This window comes from Brevundimonas sp. M1A4_2e (genome assembly GCF_053345555.1).
Genome location: NZ_JBKFAI010000001.1, coordinates 539,160 through 555,249 on the forward strand (window position 1 = coordinate 539,160; position 16,090 = coordinate 555,249).

Consider the following 16,090-nt stretch of genomic DNA (forward strand, 5'->3'; position numbering starts at 1 on the left):
CGAGGCTGGAATTCTTCGGTAAAGCAAAGGGCGGCCCCGCCGGAACCGCCCTTAAGTGACTTAATGATCGCCGCAGCTCACGGCTAGGTCAAATCAGAAGCCGCGCGGTGAGAACCAACCTTCTCCCGCGCGCTGAACCGACCCCACTGCGGCCAGGATCGCCAGCATCTGTTCCAAACGATCCATCTTGCGGCGGCCGTTCGGCCCGGCGAAACGGCTCGACAGTTCACCCAGCGACAGCGGCCCGTCCTCGAGCCGCAGAACATCCAGAACCTCTGCGGCCATTTCTTCCGGGGCCTCTGGCAGGGGTTTAACATCGGCCACACGCGAGCGCGGCGCCTGCGCCTGCGCCGCGCGGTCCCGTCGCGCCGGCTTCACACGATCCTGCTGATAATCCGGACGCAGAAAGAGGACATGCCCCTTCCCCTCCTGATCGGCGCGAACCTTGTTCAGCTCCAGCAGAGCGGTCAGCGTATCCTCATCCGTCATCGCGGAGGGCCAGCCGTATGCCCGCTGGACCTCGGCGTCCAAGCGCCGGTGCAAGTGGTCAAGAACGCCGAAGCGAGGTGAATCTCGCCGATTGTAGAGTTCCGTCATCGTCAGCGAGCGATCCTGAACCATCAACTCATTTCGCAAGGCGTCGATCTCATCTGCGATCACGCCGATCTCGTGCCCCACGGCGCCGTCCAGCGGAGGGAAAGGAAAGGCGTCGAAGCAAACCTTCTTGTTATAGACCGGACGATCTTCCAGACGCCCGCCCATCGCCAGCGCCCAAACGCCGTGCGCCCGCGAGGACAGCACGCCCAGAATGCGCGGATCATCCGACGCAACCGCCACCACCGTGTTGTCGGGCAGAACATCCGCATCCAGAAAGCGGAACCAGCGGTGCTTGGATTTCTCGACCGTGGCGATGTAGCGGGGCAGCCCGCGCAAGGCGTCGCGGAAGGCGCCTCGCGGCTCGCCGAACACCCACCATTTGTGGCGATAGGCAGCCCGACTGTTCCGGTCACGCTCGACCTTCACTGTGTCCGCCAGGCGCCGAAAAAGCTGTGGCCAGGAGCGCCGGACTTCGGCCTCCTCCAGGCCGTACAGGTCGATCACCTTCACGCCGCGGGGGCTGGCGGCCAGATCGCGCCCGTTCCGATAGGCGCGGATCGGCGGCGCATCCACGCAATCGCGCGCCAGTTCGTCGGCCTCGCCTTCCGAGACGATAAAGCCCGCGCCGTGCAGCTTGACGCCCGGCGAACACAGGAGTGCGTTCGCCCTCAATGGCTGCGCGAAGGACACCCCGCCGCCTATGGTCAGATCGACGCCGATATCGCCGCGCTGTTCATCGAACTGAGGGCCGATCTCGCCCCCGGCATCCGGACGCTCCTCACGGATCGTCAGCAGACGCCCCTGTCCGTTCGGGCCTCCTCGCTCGGCCACCGTCATGGCGATGCGCACCTCAGCGCCGCGCTCCTCGCACTTGCTCCAAGGATGGTCAGGAATGGCGAAGGTCAGCCGCATCGGCGGCTCACCGTTCAGATGATGCTCCAGCACGCGGCGCGAGAAATCCTGGGTGATGGAGTTGGTGGTGATGAAGCCGAACCGACGCAACTGGCTGTTCGGCGCCGTCAGAATCTCGGCCGCCCGATCCCACCACGCCATGACCAGGTCGGCCGAGCGGAACCGCCCCTGCCGCACCCGCCACAGGGCGTCGACATACCCGTCGCCCAGCTCCCGCCGCAGATTCTTGGCCGCAATAAAGGGCGGATTGCCGATGATGAAGTGCGCCACAGGCCATTGGGTCGGCTGGGGCTGACGATATTGCACGACCTCTGTTTCCTGGTTGAACCGCCACAGACTGATCGGGCGACCGCGCGCATCGCGACGCAGGTCTTCGCCCGCCGATACCAGCAGAGCGTCGGCCCGGATAATACGGTCGCGCCCCCGTCTTGGCGCCAGTAGGCCGGCAGCGGCCAGTTGGGACGGCGCCTCGCCGTTGCGGACGCGCCATTGCAGGTATCCGATCCACATAACGACCTCGGCGATCGAGGCCGCGTGATCGGATTTCTCAATGCCCCAGAACTGGGCCGGGCTGATCTTGCGGCGCACAGCCCCGTCGGTCGTCTCGCCCCCGAGCCGCTGCAAGACGCTGAGGACCTCCCGCTCCAGGTCCTTCATCATGGTCATGGCGACATAGAGGAAGTTGCCTGTTCCGCAGGCGGGGTCCAGCACCCGGATCGCGCAGAGGCGCCGCTGGAACCGCCGGACCGCCGCTCGAGCAGCCACGGCTTCGCCCCGGGCGTAATCGCTGACCGCGCAGGCTCGCACCGCCTCCCAGTCCGCCCGCAGAGGTTCTATGATCGTGGCATCCACCAGCCGCTGCACATAGGCTCTTGGCGTGTAATGCGCGCCGAGTTCGGTGCGGTCGCCGGGTTCCAGCGCGCGCTCCAGAAAGCTTCCGAAAACAGCAGGCTCTACGGCCGACCAGTCGCAGGCCGCGGCGCGTATCAATACCTCCAGATCAGCCTCGCTGAGCGGCAGCGCCACCTCCTCGCGGAACAGGCCGCTGCCGAATGCCGGCACATCCTGACGCAAGGCGGCGCAGTGGCCTCCGCGCGCCAGATTGCGGAATACGGTCGCCGCGCTCAGGTGAAAGCGGGCCGCATTTCCGCGATAGCTTTCCAGCAACGTCAGAAAACCCTTGTGGCGGATCAGACCGACGCTGTCGGCGTACATCGCCAGAATGCACTGCATCACGAACATGAAGATGCGGCGATCCGTGATCGGCTGAAACGCCTGCGATGGATCCTGCAACACCCGATCCCGCATTGAACGGACCAGTCGCCCAAGCAGGCCCGAAATCTCGTGCGTCGCCGCGTTCACCGGGCGTTGCGGATCAAGGCTGTGCGGGTCGTCCCATACCCGTCGCAGACGTTCCCTGATCGACGGATCACGCAAATCCGTCAGATCGATGCGGCTGCTCTTCACATCTGGAAACGGCGCATAGCCCCTCCCCGCCCGCTCGAAGTCAGCCCACAGGTGAATGGCCGCGCCGACATCGACCATCATCAAAAACGGCGGACATTCCGGCAGGGCCGCCGCATAGTTTTCGGCTTGAGCGTGCGCCTTGCCCATCAAGCGATTCAAGGCCTCCACGCCGCCTTTCGGCGCCTTTCGTCCCGGGCCATTCAACAAGGCTGCCAACTGACGCAGGTCCATATCCTCGCCCGTAGCCTGTTGGGGCGACAGCTTGAGCTCCATCACGAAAGAACCGTGCTTGAAGCAGTCGATGGATTTGTTGCTGATGCGCCCCTCGCCGAGAGGGAATTTTACCGTGCGCTCGAAACAGTAGTCACGGTCCCCAACCGCCTGCTGCCCCGGCGCCGCGACGCCCAGGATGGCACAGAGTTCGATAATGAAGCTCTGGCCGTTCGCCCTTTCGCTGATCGTCGCTTCGCTCCAGCGCGCAATAAAAGCCTCGACGTCCATAGATTGTCCCTCGCACGAACACGACCTTAACGCGAGCATGTCAATTGTAACAACTTAACATTGTATTACAGGCGTGTTTGACCGTTCCGGCGGTCTGCCGGGGCTAAGGGCTGGAAAGATGATGGCTTTTGGGCTGCGGTTAGCGCCGCCTCGTCTTCGGCCTCAGGCCCGGGACGAGACTCCGGCCAGATAGCGGCTGTGAAGCAGGGGCTTGCCCAGCCAATAGGCCAGTTCGGCCGGGCGGCTGATGTCCCAGACGGCCAGATCGGCGGCCTTGCCCGCCTCCACCGTGCCGATCTCATCGTGCAACCCTAACGCGCGGGCTGCATTGCGCGTGGCGCCCGCCAGCGCCTCTTCCGGCGTCAGGCGGAACTGGACGCAGGCCAAGTTGATCGCCGCCGTCATTGAGGCGACCGGCGAGGTGCCGGGGTTGCAGTCCGTCGCCACCGCCATGCGCGCGCCATGCTGGCGCAGCAGGGCGATCGGCGGGACCTGCGTCTCGCGCAGCATCAGGAAGGCGCCGGGCAGCAGCACCGCCACCACGCCCGCCTCGGCCATCGCCTTTACACCCGCCTCGGTCGTGTGCTCGATATGGTCGGCGGACAGGGCGTGATAGCGGGCGGCCAGAGCCGCGCCGCCGCCATCCGACAACTGGTCGGCGTGCAGCTTGACCGGCAGGCCCAGTTCCTCAGCCTTGTCGAACAGGCGGCCGACCTCCTCGACCGAGAAGGCGATGGGTTCACAATAGGCGTCCACCGCATCGACCAACCCCTCGGCGTGGGCGGCGGGCAGGATTTCATCCACAGCCTTGTCGACATAGGCGGCGCGGTCGGCCTTATGCTCAGGCGGCACGGCGTGAAGGCCAAGATAGGAGGTACGCACCCGCACCCCTGCCTCGCGCCCGATGCGGCGGGCGACGCGCAGCATCTTCAGCTCGCTGTCGTGATCCAGACCATATCCGGACTTGATCTCGACCGTGGTGACGCCGGTGGCCTTGAGCCCTTCCAACCGCGACAGGGCCGAGACGTAGAGCTGATCCTCGCTCTCCTCGCGCGTGGCGCGCACGGACGAGACGATGCCGCCCCCGGCGCGGGCGATCTCCTCATAGGTCGCGCCCTCCAGCCGCCGCTCGAACTCGCCCGAGCGGTCGCCGCCGAAGACCAGATGGGTGTGGCAGTCGATCAGCCCAGGCGTGACCCAGCGCCCGCCCAGACGATCGGTTTCCACAGCCTTGTGCACAGGCAGATCCGCGCGCGGCCCGACCCAGGCGATGCGCCCGTCCTTGATCAGGATGGCGGCGTCCTCGATCGCGCCATAGGGCTCGCCGCCCTCGGTCATAGCGGCGACGTGGCAGTCGGTGATCAACAGGTCGGCGTCGATCATCGCGCGGCCACTCCGCTGAGGATTTCACAGAACCAACGACCCGCCGTCAGGGAGCCGAGGTCGCCGACTTCCAGCGACGGGTCGTATTCGGTCAGGTCGACGGCGCGCACCTTGGCATGGGCGCCGATGGCGCGGGCGGCGTCGAAGAAGTCATGCACCGACACCCCGCCTGGCCGCGCGCCGGGGCTGGCAGGCCACTGGCTGCGGTCGATCACGTCGATGTCGAAATCGACGTAGATGACCTCGCACAGAGACGACAGGCGCTCCAGTTCCTCGACCACGATATTGGCCAGACCGCGCTGGCGGCACTCGCGGGCGGTGCGGACGCTGATGCCCGCCGCCTCAGCCTTCTCATGGGCGCGGCGGGTGTTGGCGAAGGGCGCGAGACCGACCTGGCTGATCCGGCGGCCGTCCATGCCGTCATCCAGCAGCGCCTGAATCGGGTTGCCGTTGGTCAGGCCCCGATCCGTGTCGCGCAGGTCGAAATGGGCGTCGAGCGTCAGCACGCCGACGCGGCCGAGACCGAAAGCATGAGCGCCCGGCCGAGTGATGGCGTTGTTGCCCCCGACCAGAATGGTCAGGTCGCGATGGGCCTGCGCCGCCACCGCGTCGCGCACCGGCTCGAAAGCATCGAAGGGCGAGACGGCCTTCAGCGCCACATCACCGGCGTCATGGACCAGCACGTCCAGCTCGAGCCCCGTTTCGACATCATAGGTCGACAGGCGCGGCAGCACGCCTCGCAGCGCCTTCGGCCCGAGATCACAGCGGCCTGGCGTCAGCGACCGCTCGTTCAGCGGCGCGCCGATCAGGGCGACGGGGGCGTCGGGATGATGGCCCACCAGATCGCCGACAGAACGCCACCCCAGGGCTTCAGACGGTTGGCTCATCGGGGTCATCCTTTGGTCGGAGAAAAGCGTGCGACCAGATCATAGGCCGCGCCGGGGAAGGTCTGCCACGCCCAGGTCACGCCCTGACCGTCGCGCCAGGTGCGGCGTTCCAGTCGCAGGCAGGCCGCGCCGTCGGCCAGACCCAGATGGGTCGCCGTCTCCGGGTCGGCGCCGACGGCGGAGATGCGATGCTCGGCCTCGGTCCAGGGCATGTGAGCCAGCAGCCAGCCGCCGGGCGGCTGGGCGGTGAAGTCGGCGGCCTCGGCCTCGGGCGCGGCGGTCAGGGAGATCAGACGGCGCTCGAAGACGAAGGGCAGGTCGTCGGCCAGATGCAGGGTTTCCAACTCGATCACTCGCTCGCCCAGACCTTCGTCAGGGCGCGCCGGGCGGACGATGCGGCCCAGCAGGCGGTGGGCATAGGCCAGCCCCCTGCCCTCGACCTCGGACTGAATGTCGGGGATGGCGACCAGGGCGGAGGAATGCACCGGCGGATGGGCCACGACCGTCCCGGCGCGGCGCCGCCGCACCACCAGAGCTCGCGCCGACAGGTCCGACATGGCGCGCGACACCGTCATCCGCGCGCAGCCGTATTCGGCCATCAGCTCGGCCTCGGTCGGGATGCGGAAACCGGGCCGCCACTCGCCCGAGGCGATGCGGCGCTCGATGTCGCCGGCGATCCGTCGATGAAGCGGCTCCTGATCCATGGATCGAAACTGCCCCTTGCACGCGATAATGTCTAGACATAACACTGAGCCCAACGCACGACGGCAGCCGACGCCGCATGGAGGATTCAATGGCCACGCCCAGCACCCGCCCCAATACAAGAGTGGTCCGCAGCCCGCGCGGCTCTGAAAAGACCGCCAAGACCTGGGCGGCCGAAGCCGCCATGCGCATGCTGATGAACAACCTCGACCCCGAGGTGGCCGAGCGTCCCGAAGACCTGGTCGTCTATGGCGGCATCGGCAAAGCGGCCCGCAACTGGCAGGCCTTCGATACCATCGTGGAACAGCTGCAGAAGCTGGAAGCCGACGAGACCCTCCTGGTCCAGTCGGGCAAGCCGGTCGGCGTGTTCCGTACCCACGCCGACGCCCCGCGCGTGCTGATTGCCAACTCCAACCTGGTGCCCAAATGGGCGACGTGGGATCACTTCAACGAACTCGATAAAAAGGGTCTGGCCATGTACGGCCAGATGACCGCCGGATCGTGGATCTACATCGGCACCCAGGGCATCGTTCAGGGCACCTATGAGACCTTCATGGAGGCCGGTCGCCAGCCCTATGGCGGCGACTGGTCGGGCAAGTGGATCCTGACGGCGGGCCTCGGCGGCATGGGCGGCGCCCAGCCTCTGGCCGCGACCATGGCCGGCGCGTCGTGCATCACCATCGAGTGCCAGCGCAGCCGCATCGAGTTCCGCCTGCGCACCCGCTATGTCGACGTCATGGCCGAGACCCTGGACGAGGCCCTGGCCCTGCTCGAGCAGTCCTTCAAGGACAAGAAACCCTTGTCGATCGGCCTGTTGGGCAATGCAGCTGACCTTCTGCCTGAGATGGTCAAGCGCGGCGTCCGTCCCGATCTGGTGACCGATCAGACCAGCGCGCACGATCCCGTCAACGGCTACCTGCCCTCGGGCTGGACCGTCGCCGAGTGGGAGGAAAAGCGCGTCAGCGACCCCGCCGCCGTCGAGGCCGCCGCGCGCAAGTCGATGGCCGTCCACGTTCAGGCCATGCTGGATTTCCACGCCCAGGGCGTCCCGACGACCGACTACGGCAACAACATCCGTCAGGTCGCCTTCGATCAGGGCGTGAGCAACGCCTTCGACTTCCCCGGTTTCGTCCCCGCCTATATCCGCCCGCTGTTCTGCCGCGGCATTGGACCCTTCCGCTGGGCCGCACTGTCGGGCGACCCCGAGGACATCCGCAAGACGGATGCGGCGATGAAAAAGCTCTTCCCCGACAACGCCGGCCTGCACCGCTGGCTGGACATGGCGGGCGAGCGCATCGCCTTCCAGGGCCTGCCGGCGCGCATCTGCTGGATCGGTCTGGGCGACCGCCACCGCGCGGGCCTGATGTTCAATGAGATGGTGGCCTCGGGCGAACTGAGCGCCCCCATCGTCATCGGCCGCGACCATCTGGATAGCGGCTCCGTCGCCAGCCCGAACCGCGAGACTGAGGCCATGATGGACGGCTCGGACGCTGTGTCCGACTGGCCGTTGCTGAACGCCCTGCTGAACACCGCGTCGGGCGCGTCCTGGGTGTCGCTGCACCACGGCGGCGGGGTCGGCATGGGCTATAGCCAGCACTCGGGCGTCGTCATCGTCGCCGACGGCACGCCGGAAGCCGCCAAACGTCTGGAGCGCGTCCTCTGGAACGACCCGGCCACCGGCGTCATGCGTCACGCCGACGCCGGATACGACATCGCCAAGGACGCCGCGCGCGAACATGGCCTGAACCTGCCGAGCCTGACATGAAATCCCTTCTCCCCTCGGGGGAGAAGGTGGCTCGCGCAGCGAGGCGGATGAGGGGGCTGCGTCCTCATGCTCATCGTCGGCTGGCGAGCCTGCTGAACCCTACCCCTCATCCGAGCGGCTCCGCCGCCCACCTTCTCCCCCAAGGGGAGAAGGCAAAGGACTACCAATGACTCAGATCATTATCGGCCAAGACCCGCTCACCCTCGCCCAGCTTCGCACGGTCCTCGACGGCCCCGTCACGGTCAGTCTGACCGACGCCGCCTGGGCCAATGTCGAGAAGGGCGCGGCGGTCGTCGCCGCCATCCTGGCCGAGGGGCGCACGGTCTATGGCATCAACACCGGCTTCGGCCTGCTGGCTAACACCAGCATCGCGGCGGAAGACCTTGAAACCCTTCAGAAGAACCTGGTGCTCAGCCACGCCTGCGGCGTCGGCGAGCCGCTGAGCGAGAACGTCACCCGCCTGCTGATGGTGCTGAAGATCGCCAGCCTGTCGAAGGGCGCCTCGGGCGTTCGGCGACATACGCTGGAGACCCTGATCGGCATGGTCAACGCCGAGGTCCTGCCGCTGATCCCGTCCAAGGGTTCCGTTGGCGCGTCGGGCGATCTGGCGCCGCTGGCCCATATGTCGTGCGTCCTGATCGGTGTCAGCGAGGCCCGCTATCAGGGTCAGACGCTGGACGCGGTGACGGCCCTGGCCAAGGCCGGGCTGAAGCCCGTCGTCCTGGGCCCCAAGGAAGGCCTGGCCCTGCTGAATGGCACCCAGTGCTCGACGGCCCTGGCCCTGACCGGCCTGTTCGCGGCCGAAGACGTGTTCGCCGCCGCCATCGCTGCGGGCGCCCTGTCGGTCGACGCTCTCAAGGGTTCGGACGCGCCGTTCGACCACCGCATCCACGCCCTGCGCGGCCAGCCGGGCCAGATTGATGTGGCCCGTCGTCTGCGCGAACTGCTGACCGGCAGCGCCATCCGCGACAGCCACCGCCACGACTGCGCCAAGGTGCAGGACCCCTACTCGCTGCGCTGCCAGCCTCAGGTCATGGGCGCGACCCTGGACGTGCTGCGCAACGCCGCCGCCATGCTGGAGCGCGAAGCCAACGCCGTGACCGACAATCCGCTGGTCTTCATCGAGGACGGCGACGTCATCTCGGGCGGCAACTTCCATGCCGAACCTGTTGCTTATGCGGCAGATCAGATCGCCATGGTCCTGTGCGAGATCGGCAATATCAGTGAGCGCCGCACCTCCATTCTAGTCGACCCCAAGATGACCGACCTGCCCGCATTCCTGGTCAAGGACAGCGGCGTGAACTCGGGCTTCATGATCGCCCAGGTGACGGCCGCGGCCCTGGTGGCCGAGAACCGCATGGTCGCCCACCCCTGCGTCATCGACACCGTGCCGACCAGCGCCAACCAGGAAGACCACGTGTCGATGGCCACCCACGGCGCGCGCCGCCTGCTGGACATGGCCGAGAACACGGCGACCGTGGTCGGCATCGAACTGCTGGCCGCGGCGCAAGGCATCGAGTTCCGCCGTCCGCTGACCTCCTCGCCGCAGCTGGAGCAGACCTACGCCATCGTGCGCGAGGCCTGCGGCGCCTATACCGAAGACCGCTATTTTGCGCCGGACATCGCCCGTGCAACCGAGGGCGTCCGTGCTGGCCGCTATCGCCCCTTCGCCGGCGATCTGCTGCCTTCAGCTTGAACCAGACGGCGGTTGAGCGCTTTCGTAATCAGCACGAACGCAGGATGCCGCCGATCATGAGTAGACGCGCCGTCATTTTGGCCTCCGCCGCCCTGGTTCTGACCGGACTGGGGGCGGCGGGCTGGGCCGTCTGGAACTCCACCTCGGCCGCGCACGGCGGGCGGGCGCCCGATTCCGGCGTGACGGTCGAGGTCGTGCCTCCGATCGAGCCCGACCTGCCGCCCGGCTCCATCATGGCCGTGGGCGAACTGCGCGACGGATATGAACACGATGCCGAGCGCGTCGCGGCCCTTTCCAGCGAGGACGCGCCCTATGTCGAAAGCGCATGGCTGGAACTGACGCCGGAACCGTCGCAGCCGCCCTATTATGACACGCTGGCCGATCATGGCCCGCCTCTCTCGTCCCGACCGGCGGCGGAGCTGGACCGCGACGACTACGGCTTCGGCTTCGATACGCCACAGCCGGACTACGCCGCCGAACGCGCCGCGCGTCAGTCGGCCCTGCAGGATCGGCCCCCGTCCCAAGCCCGGCCCGCGGCCGAAGAGATGTTCTATTGAAAAAGGCCCCGGTTTCGCCGGGGCCTTTTGCGCATCACCGCATGGTGGTGACGGAAACGGTGTAGTCGCCTTCCTGCGCCGAACTGAGGCTGTTGGCGCGGAAAGAATAGGAACCGGGACGCAGGGTCTCGGTGATCAGGGCGCTGGTCCCGCCGCCGCTGTCGTCGTCGGCGGCCAGGCTCTCGCCATCGCACTGCGGGCCTTCGTGCAGCGACAGGTAGGCGTCGAACTGCGCCGAATCCATCCGAATCGACACATTGCCCCGGGCGCCGATGTTCAGGGCATAGCAGTCGTAGAACGAGCCGTCGTCGGCCTGACGGTCGCTGAACTCCAGACGACCCTGGCGGCTCTCACCAACCGAGATCGGCACGATCTGGGTGGTCGGACGCAGGCGCTGGCCTTCCGACACAGTGAGGCGGAACGACCCGGTCTCGCCTTCGCTCAGGGTGTTGGCGCGGATGATCCAGTTCCCGCCGTTCGAGATGAAGCGCAGTTGCGAGTCGGTGCCCATGTCCGGCCCGTCGTCGTTCGTCACCGAGGTCTCGTCGCAGTCGGTCCCGGCGCCGGCCATCAGATAGGTGTCGAAATCGGACGAGCGCAGAGTCACCGTATAGGCCTGACCGGCTTCGGTCTGGATCACGTAGCAGCGATAGTGCGAACCGTCGTCCATGCGCGCGTCCTTGGCGCTGAAGTTCCCGTTCACGGTCTGCCCCGGCCGGATGGAGCTCTGGGCAGCCGCAGCGCCGGCCAGAATCAGCGAGGACGCCAGAACCGACGTCATCAACACAGCGCGCATGGGAATCTCCTTGGGTGCGACGCGAATCTTACAGGCGGGAATGCCCCGCTCAGGCGACAGGAAGCAACGGAACTCGTTTCAACGCCGCTAAATTTGAAGCGTTTACGCAGAAACACACGGTACGCAGCTGCCTTATGACCAGTTGGAACTGGTCAATGACGGCCTCGGTCGAGACGGTCGCGGCCTGAATCACGCCTGAGGCCATGCCCACCATGTCGGCGCCCAGGCGGATCGCCTTGGCCGCGTCCACCCCGTCCCGGACCCCGCCCGACCCGATCATCAGAGCGTCCGGCAGGGCGTTGCGCGCCTCGGCCAGGGCGCGGGCCGTCGGTATCCCCCAACCGGCGAAGGCCAGGGCATGCGCCTTGTCTGCGGGATCGGTCGCCCGTTCGCCTTCGATCAGGCCCCAATTGGCGCCTCCCGCTCCGGCGACATCCACGCCCGCCGCCCCCATGGCGATCAGGCGCTCGGCCGTAACGGCGGAGATCCCGGCCCCCGTCTCCTTGACGATGACCGGCGCGTCCAGATCGCGGATCAGGGCCTGAAGCGCCGCGCCCACGCCCCACCAGTCGCGATCCCCCTCGGGCTGGCAGGCCTCCTGAAGAGGGTTCAGGTGAACGACCAGGGCGTCGGCGCCGATCATGTCCAGCGCCCGGCGCGCCTCGTCCCGGCCGAAGCCGCGCGTCAGCTGGGCCGCGCCGATATTGGCCAGGATCGGCGTGTCCGGCGCCTTGAGCCGGAGCGCAAAGTCCAGCCCGCCGGCCGCGCCGCCTTCCAGCGCCGCCCGCTGCGAGCCGACGGCCAGGGCGATGCCCAGATGCTGGGCCGCTTCGGCCAGGCGCGCGTTGATCGCCTCGGCCCTGGCAGGCCCGCCGGTCATGGCGCTGATCAGCAGGGGCGCCTTCAGCCGCCGCCCCAGAAAATCGACGCCCAGATCGATGCGGGCGTGATCCACGTCCGGCAGGGCTTCGTGCACGAAGCGCCAGTCGTCGAACCCCGCCGAGACAGCGTGACGCCCTCCGCCCGCCAGCACCACGTCCAGATGCTGATCCTTGCGGCCCAGGATCAGGGCCGAGGCGGCGGTGTCGCTGGCGTCGGTCAGGGCTGTCGCTCCGTAATCAGCACATAGTCGCCGGTCGAGTTGGGGCTGAAGCTGCGGGCGCGCAGCACATAGGTCCCGTCGCGCGGCGCGGTCCAGCTCAGGCGGGCGTGGGTGTCGGACAGGCTGTCGTCATCCGTGTCCAGCTCGAAGTAGTCGCCGTCCTTCTCCTCCCCGACCTCGACCACCGCGTCGAAGCTGCTGGCGATCAGGGTGAAGCGCAGTTTCTCGTCGGCCTTGGCCTTGAAGCGATAGGCGTCGAAATAGACGCCTTCCTCGGTGATGCTGGCGCGCTCGCTCAGCTGTCCGCGGACGGTCGCTCCGATCAACAGGCTGCCCGGCGCAGGCTCGCCGCCCAGATCGGTCAGTTCCAGCGAGTAGAGGCCCTTGGCCTCACGCGACCACGAGCGCGCGCGCAGCACATAGTCGCCGCTCGCAGGCAGCGTGAAGATCAGACGCGCGTCCGTCCCCTGACCCAGGCCGTCGTCGTCGCTGGCGAGCTCGCTGAAATCGTCCTCGTCCTGACCCAGTTGCAGATAGGCGTCGAAGTCGCCCGACCGCATGACGGCCTGAATGCGCTGGCCTTCGGTCCCGCTGAAGACGAAGGCGTCATACAGGCGTCCGTCGTTGTCGGTGGCGTCGCTGCTCGTCAGTTCGCCCTCGACCGCCTGGCCGAAGGCGATGGCGGAGGGCGGCGGAGGCGGCGCGATCTCCTCGATCTTGAGCGTGTAGGGGCCCTCGCCGCTGGAGAAGGCGCGCGCCTCGATCAGATAGTCGCCGTCCTCGGCCAGGGTGTGCGTCAGGCGAGAGTTCAGGTCCCCGGCGCTGTCGTCGTCGCTAGCCAGGCTGTTGTGGTTGGCGTCGAACAGTTCAAGGAAGGTGTCGAACCCATCGGCCTTCATGGTGGCCGCGATGCGTTGACCGGCCCGGCCGCTGAACCGGTAGAGATCGGCCGGAGCGCCGGAATCGCTGCTGGCGCTGTCCGGCGTCAGCCGCCCGCGCGTTTCCTCCCCGACCGCGACGGGCGTAGCGGTCGGTGCGGGCGGCCCCTGTTCCAACGCCAGTCGATACGTCCCCTGCGCCGAGCCGTCATAGGAGGTGGCGCGGACCAGATATTCTCCGTCCTGCGGCGCCGTGAACACCAGTCGCGCGTTCAGGCTGGACCCGCCGTCGTCATTCTCGGCCATCTGCACGAAGGCGCCGTTCACAATGCGGCCGAGGCGCAGCAAGGCGTCGAAGTCATCTGATTCCAGATCGATTTTCACCCGCTCGCCCGCCGAGGCCCGGAAGGCGTAGGCGTCGTAGCGATTGCCGTCGTCATCCTCGGCGCTGTTGGCGCCCAGGCGGCCAGAGGCGTCACGGCCTATGGCGACGCGGCCAGGACGCGGCAGGCGAGGCGCGGCGCGCTCCTTCAGCGACAGCCGATAATCGCCGGTCTCCATCCCCGAGAAGGTGCGGGCGCGCACGATATAGACCCCGGCCTCCGGCGCGGTGAAACGCAGGCGCGCATTCATATCGCCTGCGCTGTCGTCGTCGCTGGCCAGCGACTGTCGCATCGAGCCTTCGGCGTAGACTTCCAGATAGGCGTCGAAATCATCCGCCGTCATCTCGGCTTCCAGCCGCTGTCCCGCGCGCAGATTCAGCCGATAGTCGTCATAGCGATAGGCGTCCCCGCCGCGCGTGCGGGCGTCCCCCTCTTCCAGCCGCCCCCGGATGTCGTCTCCCAGCCGGGCGTCAGCCGGCGTTTGGGCGCTGGCCCCGCCAGCGACCATGAGAGCGACAGCGCTGGCCGCGGCGAACAGGGAGTAACGCATAAACACCTCTTTGCTGGCGTCATCATAGACGCCGAACCGCAGCGCCTGTAAATCGCGGCCCACGCTTTCCAGTTCCCGACCGATGGAGCCGAACATGGCTGTCGAACCCGCCCGCGCCTCTGTAATCGACGGCAAGGCCTTCTCACAGACCTTGGTGGAGCGCGTCGCAGCGGCGGCCGCCCGGCTGGAATCCGCCCACGGCGTCAAGCCCGGTCTGGCTGTCGTCATCGTCGGCGAAGACCCCGCCAGCCAGCTTTATGTCCGCAATAAGGGCGAGACGACGCTGAAGGCCGGAATGCGTTCCGACACCCACCGCCTGCCGGTCGAAACGACTCAGGACGAGCTGCTGGCCCTGATCGCCCAGTTGAACGCCGATGCGGGCATCCACGGCATCCTGGTGCAACTGCCGCTGCCCAAACACATCGATTCGTCCGCCGTTCTGGACGCCATTTCGCCGGACAAGGACGTGGACGGCTTCCACGTCGTCAACGCCGGGCGCCTGGCCGTCGGCCTGCCCGGCATGATTCCCTGCACCCCGCTGGGCAGCCTGATGCTGCTGAAGGATCAGTTGGGCGACCTGTCGGGTCTGAATGCGGTCATCGTCGGCCGCTCCAACATCGTCGGCAAGCCGATGGCGCAACTGCTGCTGGGCGAAAGCTGCACCGTCACCATCGCCCATTCGCGCACCCGCGACCTGCCCGCCCTGTGCCGCACCGCCGACATCCTGGTGGCCGCCGTCGGCCGCCCCGAAATGATCAAGGGCGACTGGATCAAGCCGGGCGCCGCCGTCATCGACGTGGGCATCAACCGCGTCCCTTCGCGCGATCCGGTCAAGGCCGCCGAGGGCAAGACCCGCGTGGTGGGCGACGTGGACTTCAACGAGGCGGTCGAGGTCGCCGGACGCATCACCCCTGTCCCCGGCGGCGTCGGCCCCATGACCATCGCCTGCCTGCTGGCCAACACCTACACCGCCGCCTGTCGCGCGGCGGAGGTCGAGCCGGAAGACCTGAACGGCTGAGGGTCGCTCCCTCTTCCCGCTCACCCCGGCGGACGCCGGGGTCCAGTGAGAACTTCACACGCCGCGCGACTAACGGCCAAAGAACTGGATCCCGGCGTCCGCCGGGATGAGCGGATCAAGTTGCAAAAATCCAGCCTTGAAGCGGAGCCTTTCGGCCCCGATAGTCTTTAGCGATCAGCGGTCATGAGGACCGCCCGCAGGAGCTTCTTCATGGCTGGATTTTCGCCTCGCATCGCGGCCGTCGCCGCTGTCGTCGTCCTTGCCCCCGCCGTGGGCGCCTGCGGCTACAACACGATTCCGACCAAGCAGGAGCGGGCCGAGGCCGCCTGGGCCGACGTCCAGAGCCAGTATCAGCGCCGCGCCGATCTGGTGCCGAACCTGGTCGCCACCGTTCAGGGCGCCGCCATTCAGGAACGCACCACCCTGACCCAGGTGATCGAGGCCCGCGCCAAGGCCACCAGCGTCAACATCGACGCCTCCAACCTCGATAACGCCGCCGCCTTCCAGCAATATCAACAGGCTCAAGGCGAGCTTTCCAGCGCCCTGTCGCGGCTGCTGGTGACGGTCGAGGCCTACCCCCAGCTGCAGGCCAACCAGAACTTCCTGACCCTGCAGTCTCAGCTGGAAGGCACCGAGAACCGCATCTCCGTAGCCCGCCGCGACTACAATGAGGCCGTGCGCGACTACAACACCACCCTGCGCACCTTCCCGAGCGTGATCTGGGCCAAGACCCTGCACGCCGGCTCCAAGCCCATGCAGCTGTTCACCGCCACGTCCGAGGCCCAGTCCGCGCCCAGCGTGAACTTCGACCTGGGCGCTCAACCCGGCGGCGGCGCACCTGCGACCACGCCCGGATCGACGCCGCCCGCGCCCGCCCCGGCGGCGCAGTAAGCTTG

12 protein-coding genes are annotated in these 16,090 nt (G+C 67.3%); 5 read left to right on the forward strand and 7 right to left on the reverse strand.

Going from position 1 to position 16,090, the window contains the following annotated elements; all coding sequences use genetic code 11:
* Positions 1–93 precede the first annotated feature (93 nt).
* The 4 genes from ACLBV5_RS02530 to ACLBV5_RS02545 all read right to left on the reverse strand — a co-directional run bounded on the left by ACLBV5_RS02530 (position 94) and on the right by ACLBV5_RS02545 (position 6,451).
* On the reverse strand, positions 94–3,477 hold the full coding sequence (locus tag ACLBV5_RS02530; RefSeq protein WP_447604719.1) for a class I SAM-dependent DNA methyltransferase: 3,384 nt from the start codon (positions 3,475–3,477) through the stop codon (positions 94–96).
* Positions 3,478–3,639: 162 nt separating this feature from the next.
* A complete protein-coding gene (gene hutI / locus ACLBV5_RS02535) occupies positions 3,640–4,857 on the reverse strand; it encodes an imidazolonepropionase (protein ID WP_447604920.1) in 1,218 nt (405 codons plus the stop codon).
* Positions 4,857–5,747 carry an agmatinase family protein gene (locus tag ACLBV5_RS02540; protein ID WP_447604720.1) on the reverse strand — a complete coding sequence of 297 codons (891 nt, stop codon included), beginning with the start codon at positions 5,745–5,747 and terminating at the stop codon, positions 4,857–4,859. Before ACLBV5_RS02540 ends, hutI begins: the two co-directional genes overlap by 1 nt.
* 5 nt (positions 5,748–5,752) lie before the next feature.
* Positions 5,753–6,451, reverse strand: coding sequence for a UTRA domain-containing protein (locus ACLBV5_RS02545; RefSeq protein WP_303683252.1), 699 nt, complete (start codon positions 6,449–6,451; stop codon positions 5,753–5,755).
* 89 nt (positions 6,452–6,540) lie between these two features.
* Here ACLBV5_RS02545 and hutU point away from each other — a divergent pair, with 89 nt between their 5' ends.
* The 3 genes from hutU (at position 6,541) to ACLBV5_RS02560 (ending at position 10,467) form a co-directional block, all read left to right on the forward strand.
* Positions 6,541–8,214, forward strand: coding sequence for a urocanate hydratase (hutU, locus tag ACLBV5_RS02550; RefSeq protein WP_447604721.1), 1,674 nt, complete (start codon positions 6,541–6,543; stop codon positions 8,212–8,214).
* Positions 8,215–8,380: 166 nt separating this feature from the next.
* Positions 8,381–9,910, forward strand: a complete 1,530-nt coding sequence (hutH, locus tag ACLBV5_RS02555) for a histidine ammonia-lyase (protein ID WP_313632404.1) — start codon at positions 8,381–8,383, stop codon at positions 9,908–9,910.
* A gap of 56 nt (positions 9,911–9,966) precedes the next feature.
* Positions 9,967–10,467: a hypothetical protein gene (locus ACLBV5_RS02560; RefSeq protein WP_303683255.1), complete on the forward strand. Its 501-nt coding sequence runs from the start codon at positions 9,967–9,969 to the stop codon at positions 10,465–10,467.
* Between the two features lie 34 nt (positions 10,468–10,501).
* Here ACLBV5_RS02560 and ACLBV5_RS02565 read toward each other — a convergent pair whose 3' ends face one another.
* The 3 genes from ACLBV5_RS02565 to ACLBV5_RS02575 are packed head-to-tail and all read right to left on the reverse strand — an operon-like array spanning position 10,502 to position 14,311.
* On the reverse strand, positions 10,502–11,263 hold the full coding sequence (locus ACLBV5_RS02565) for a peptidase (RefSeq protein WP_253121747.1): 762 nt from the start codon (positions 11,261–11,263) through the stop codon (positions 10,502–10,504).
* Between the two features lie 49 nt (positions 11,264–11,312).
* Positions 11,313–12,365: a type 2 isopentenyl-diphosphate Delta-isomerase gene (gene fni, locus ACLBV5_RS02570; protein WP_447604921.1), complete on the reverse strand. Its 1,053-nt coding sequence runs from the start codon at positions 12,363–12,365 to the stop codon at positions 11,313–11,315.
* Positions 12,362–14,311, reverse strand: coding sequence for a PPC domain-containing protein (locus ACLBV5_RS02575; RefSeq protein WP_447604722.1), 1,950 nt, complete (start codon positions 14,309–14,311; stop codon positions 12,362–12,364). The genes fni and ACLBV5_RS02575 overlap by 4 nt, the downstream gene beginning before the upstream one ends.
* Between ACLBV5_RS02575 and folD the strand changes: the two genes are divergently transcribed.
* A complete protein-coding gene (folD, locus tag ACLBV5_RS02580) occupies positions 14,271–15,194 on the forward strand; it encodes a bifunctional methylenetetrahydrofolate dehydrogenase/methenyltetrahydrofolate cyclohydrolase FolD (RefSeq protein WP_313632400.1) in 924 nt (307 codons plus the stop codon). The genes ACLBV5_RS02575 and folD overlap by 41 nt on opposite strands.
* A 210-nt stretch (positions 15,195–15,404) precedes the next feature.
* Positions 15,405–16,085 (forward strand): LemA family protein, encoded by a 681-nt coding sequence (locus ACLBV5_RS02585; protein WP_253121763.1) that lies wholly within the window; start codon positions 15,405–15,407, stop codon positions 16,083–16,085.
* Positions 16,086–16,090 lie beyond the last annotated feature (5 nt).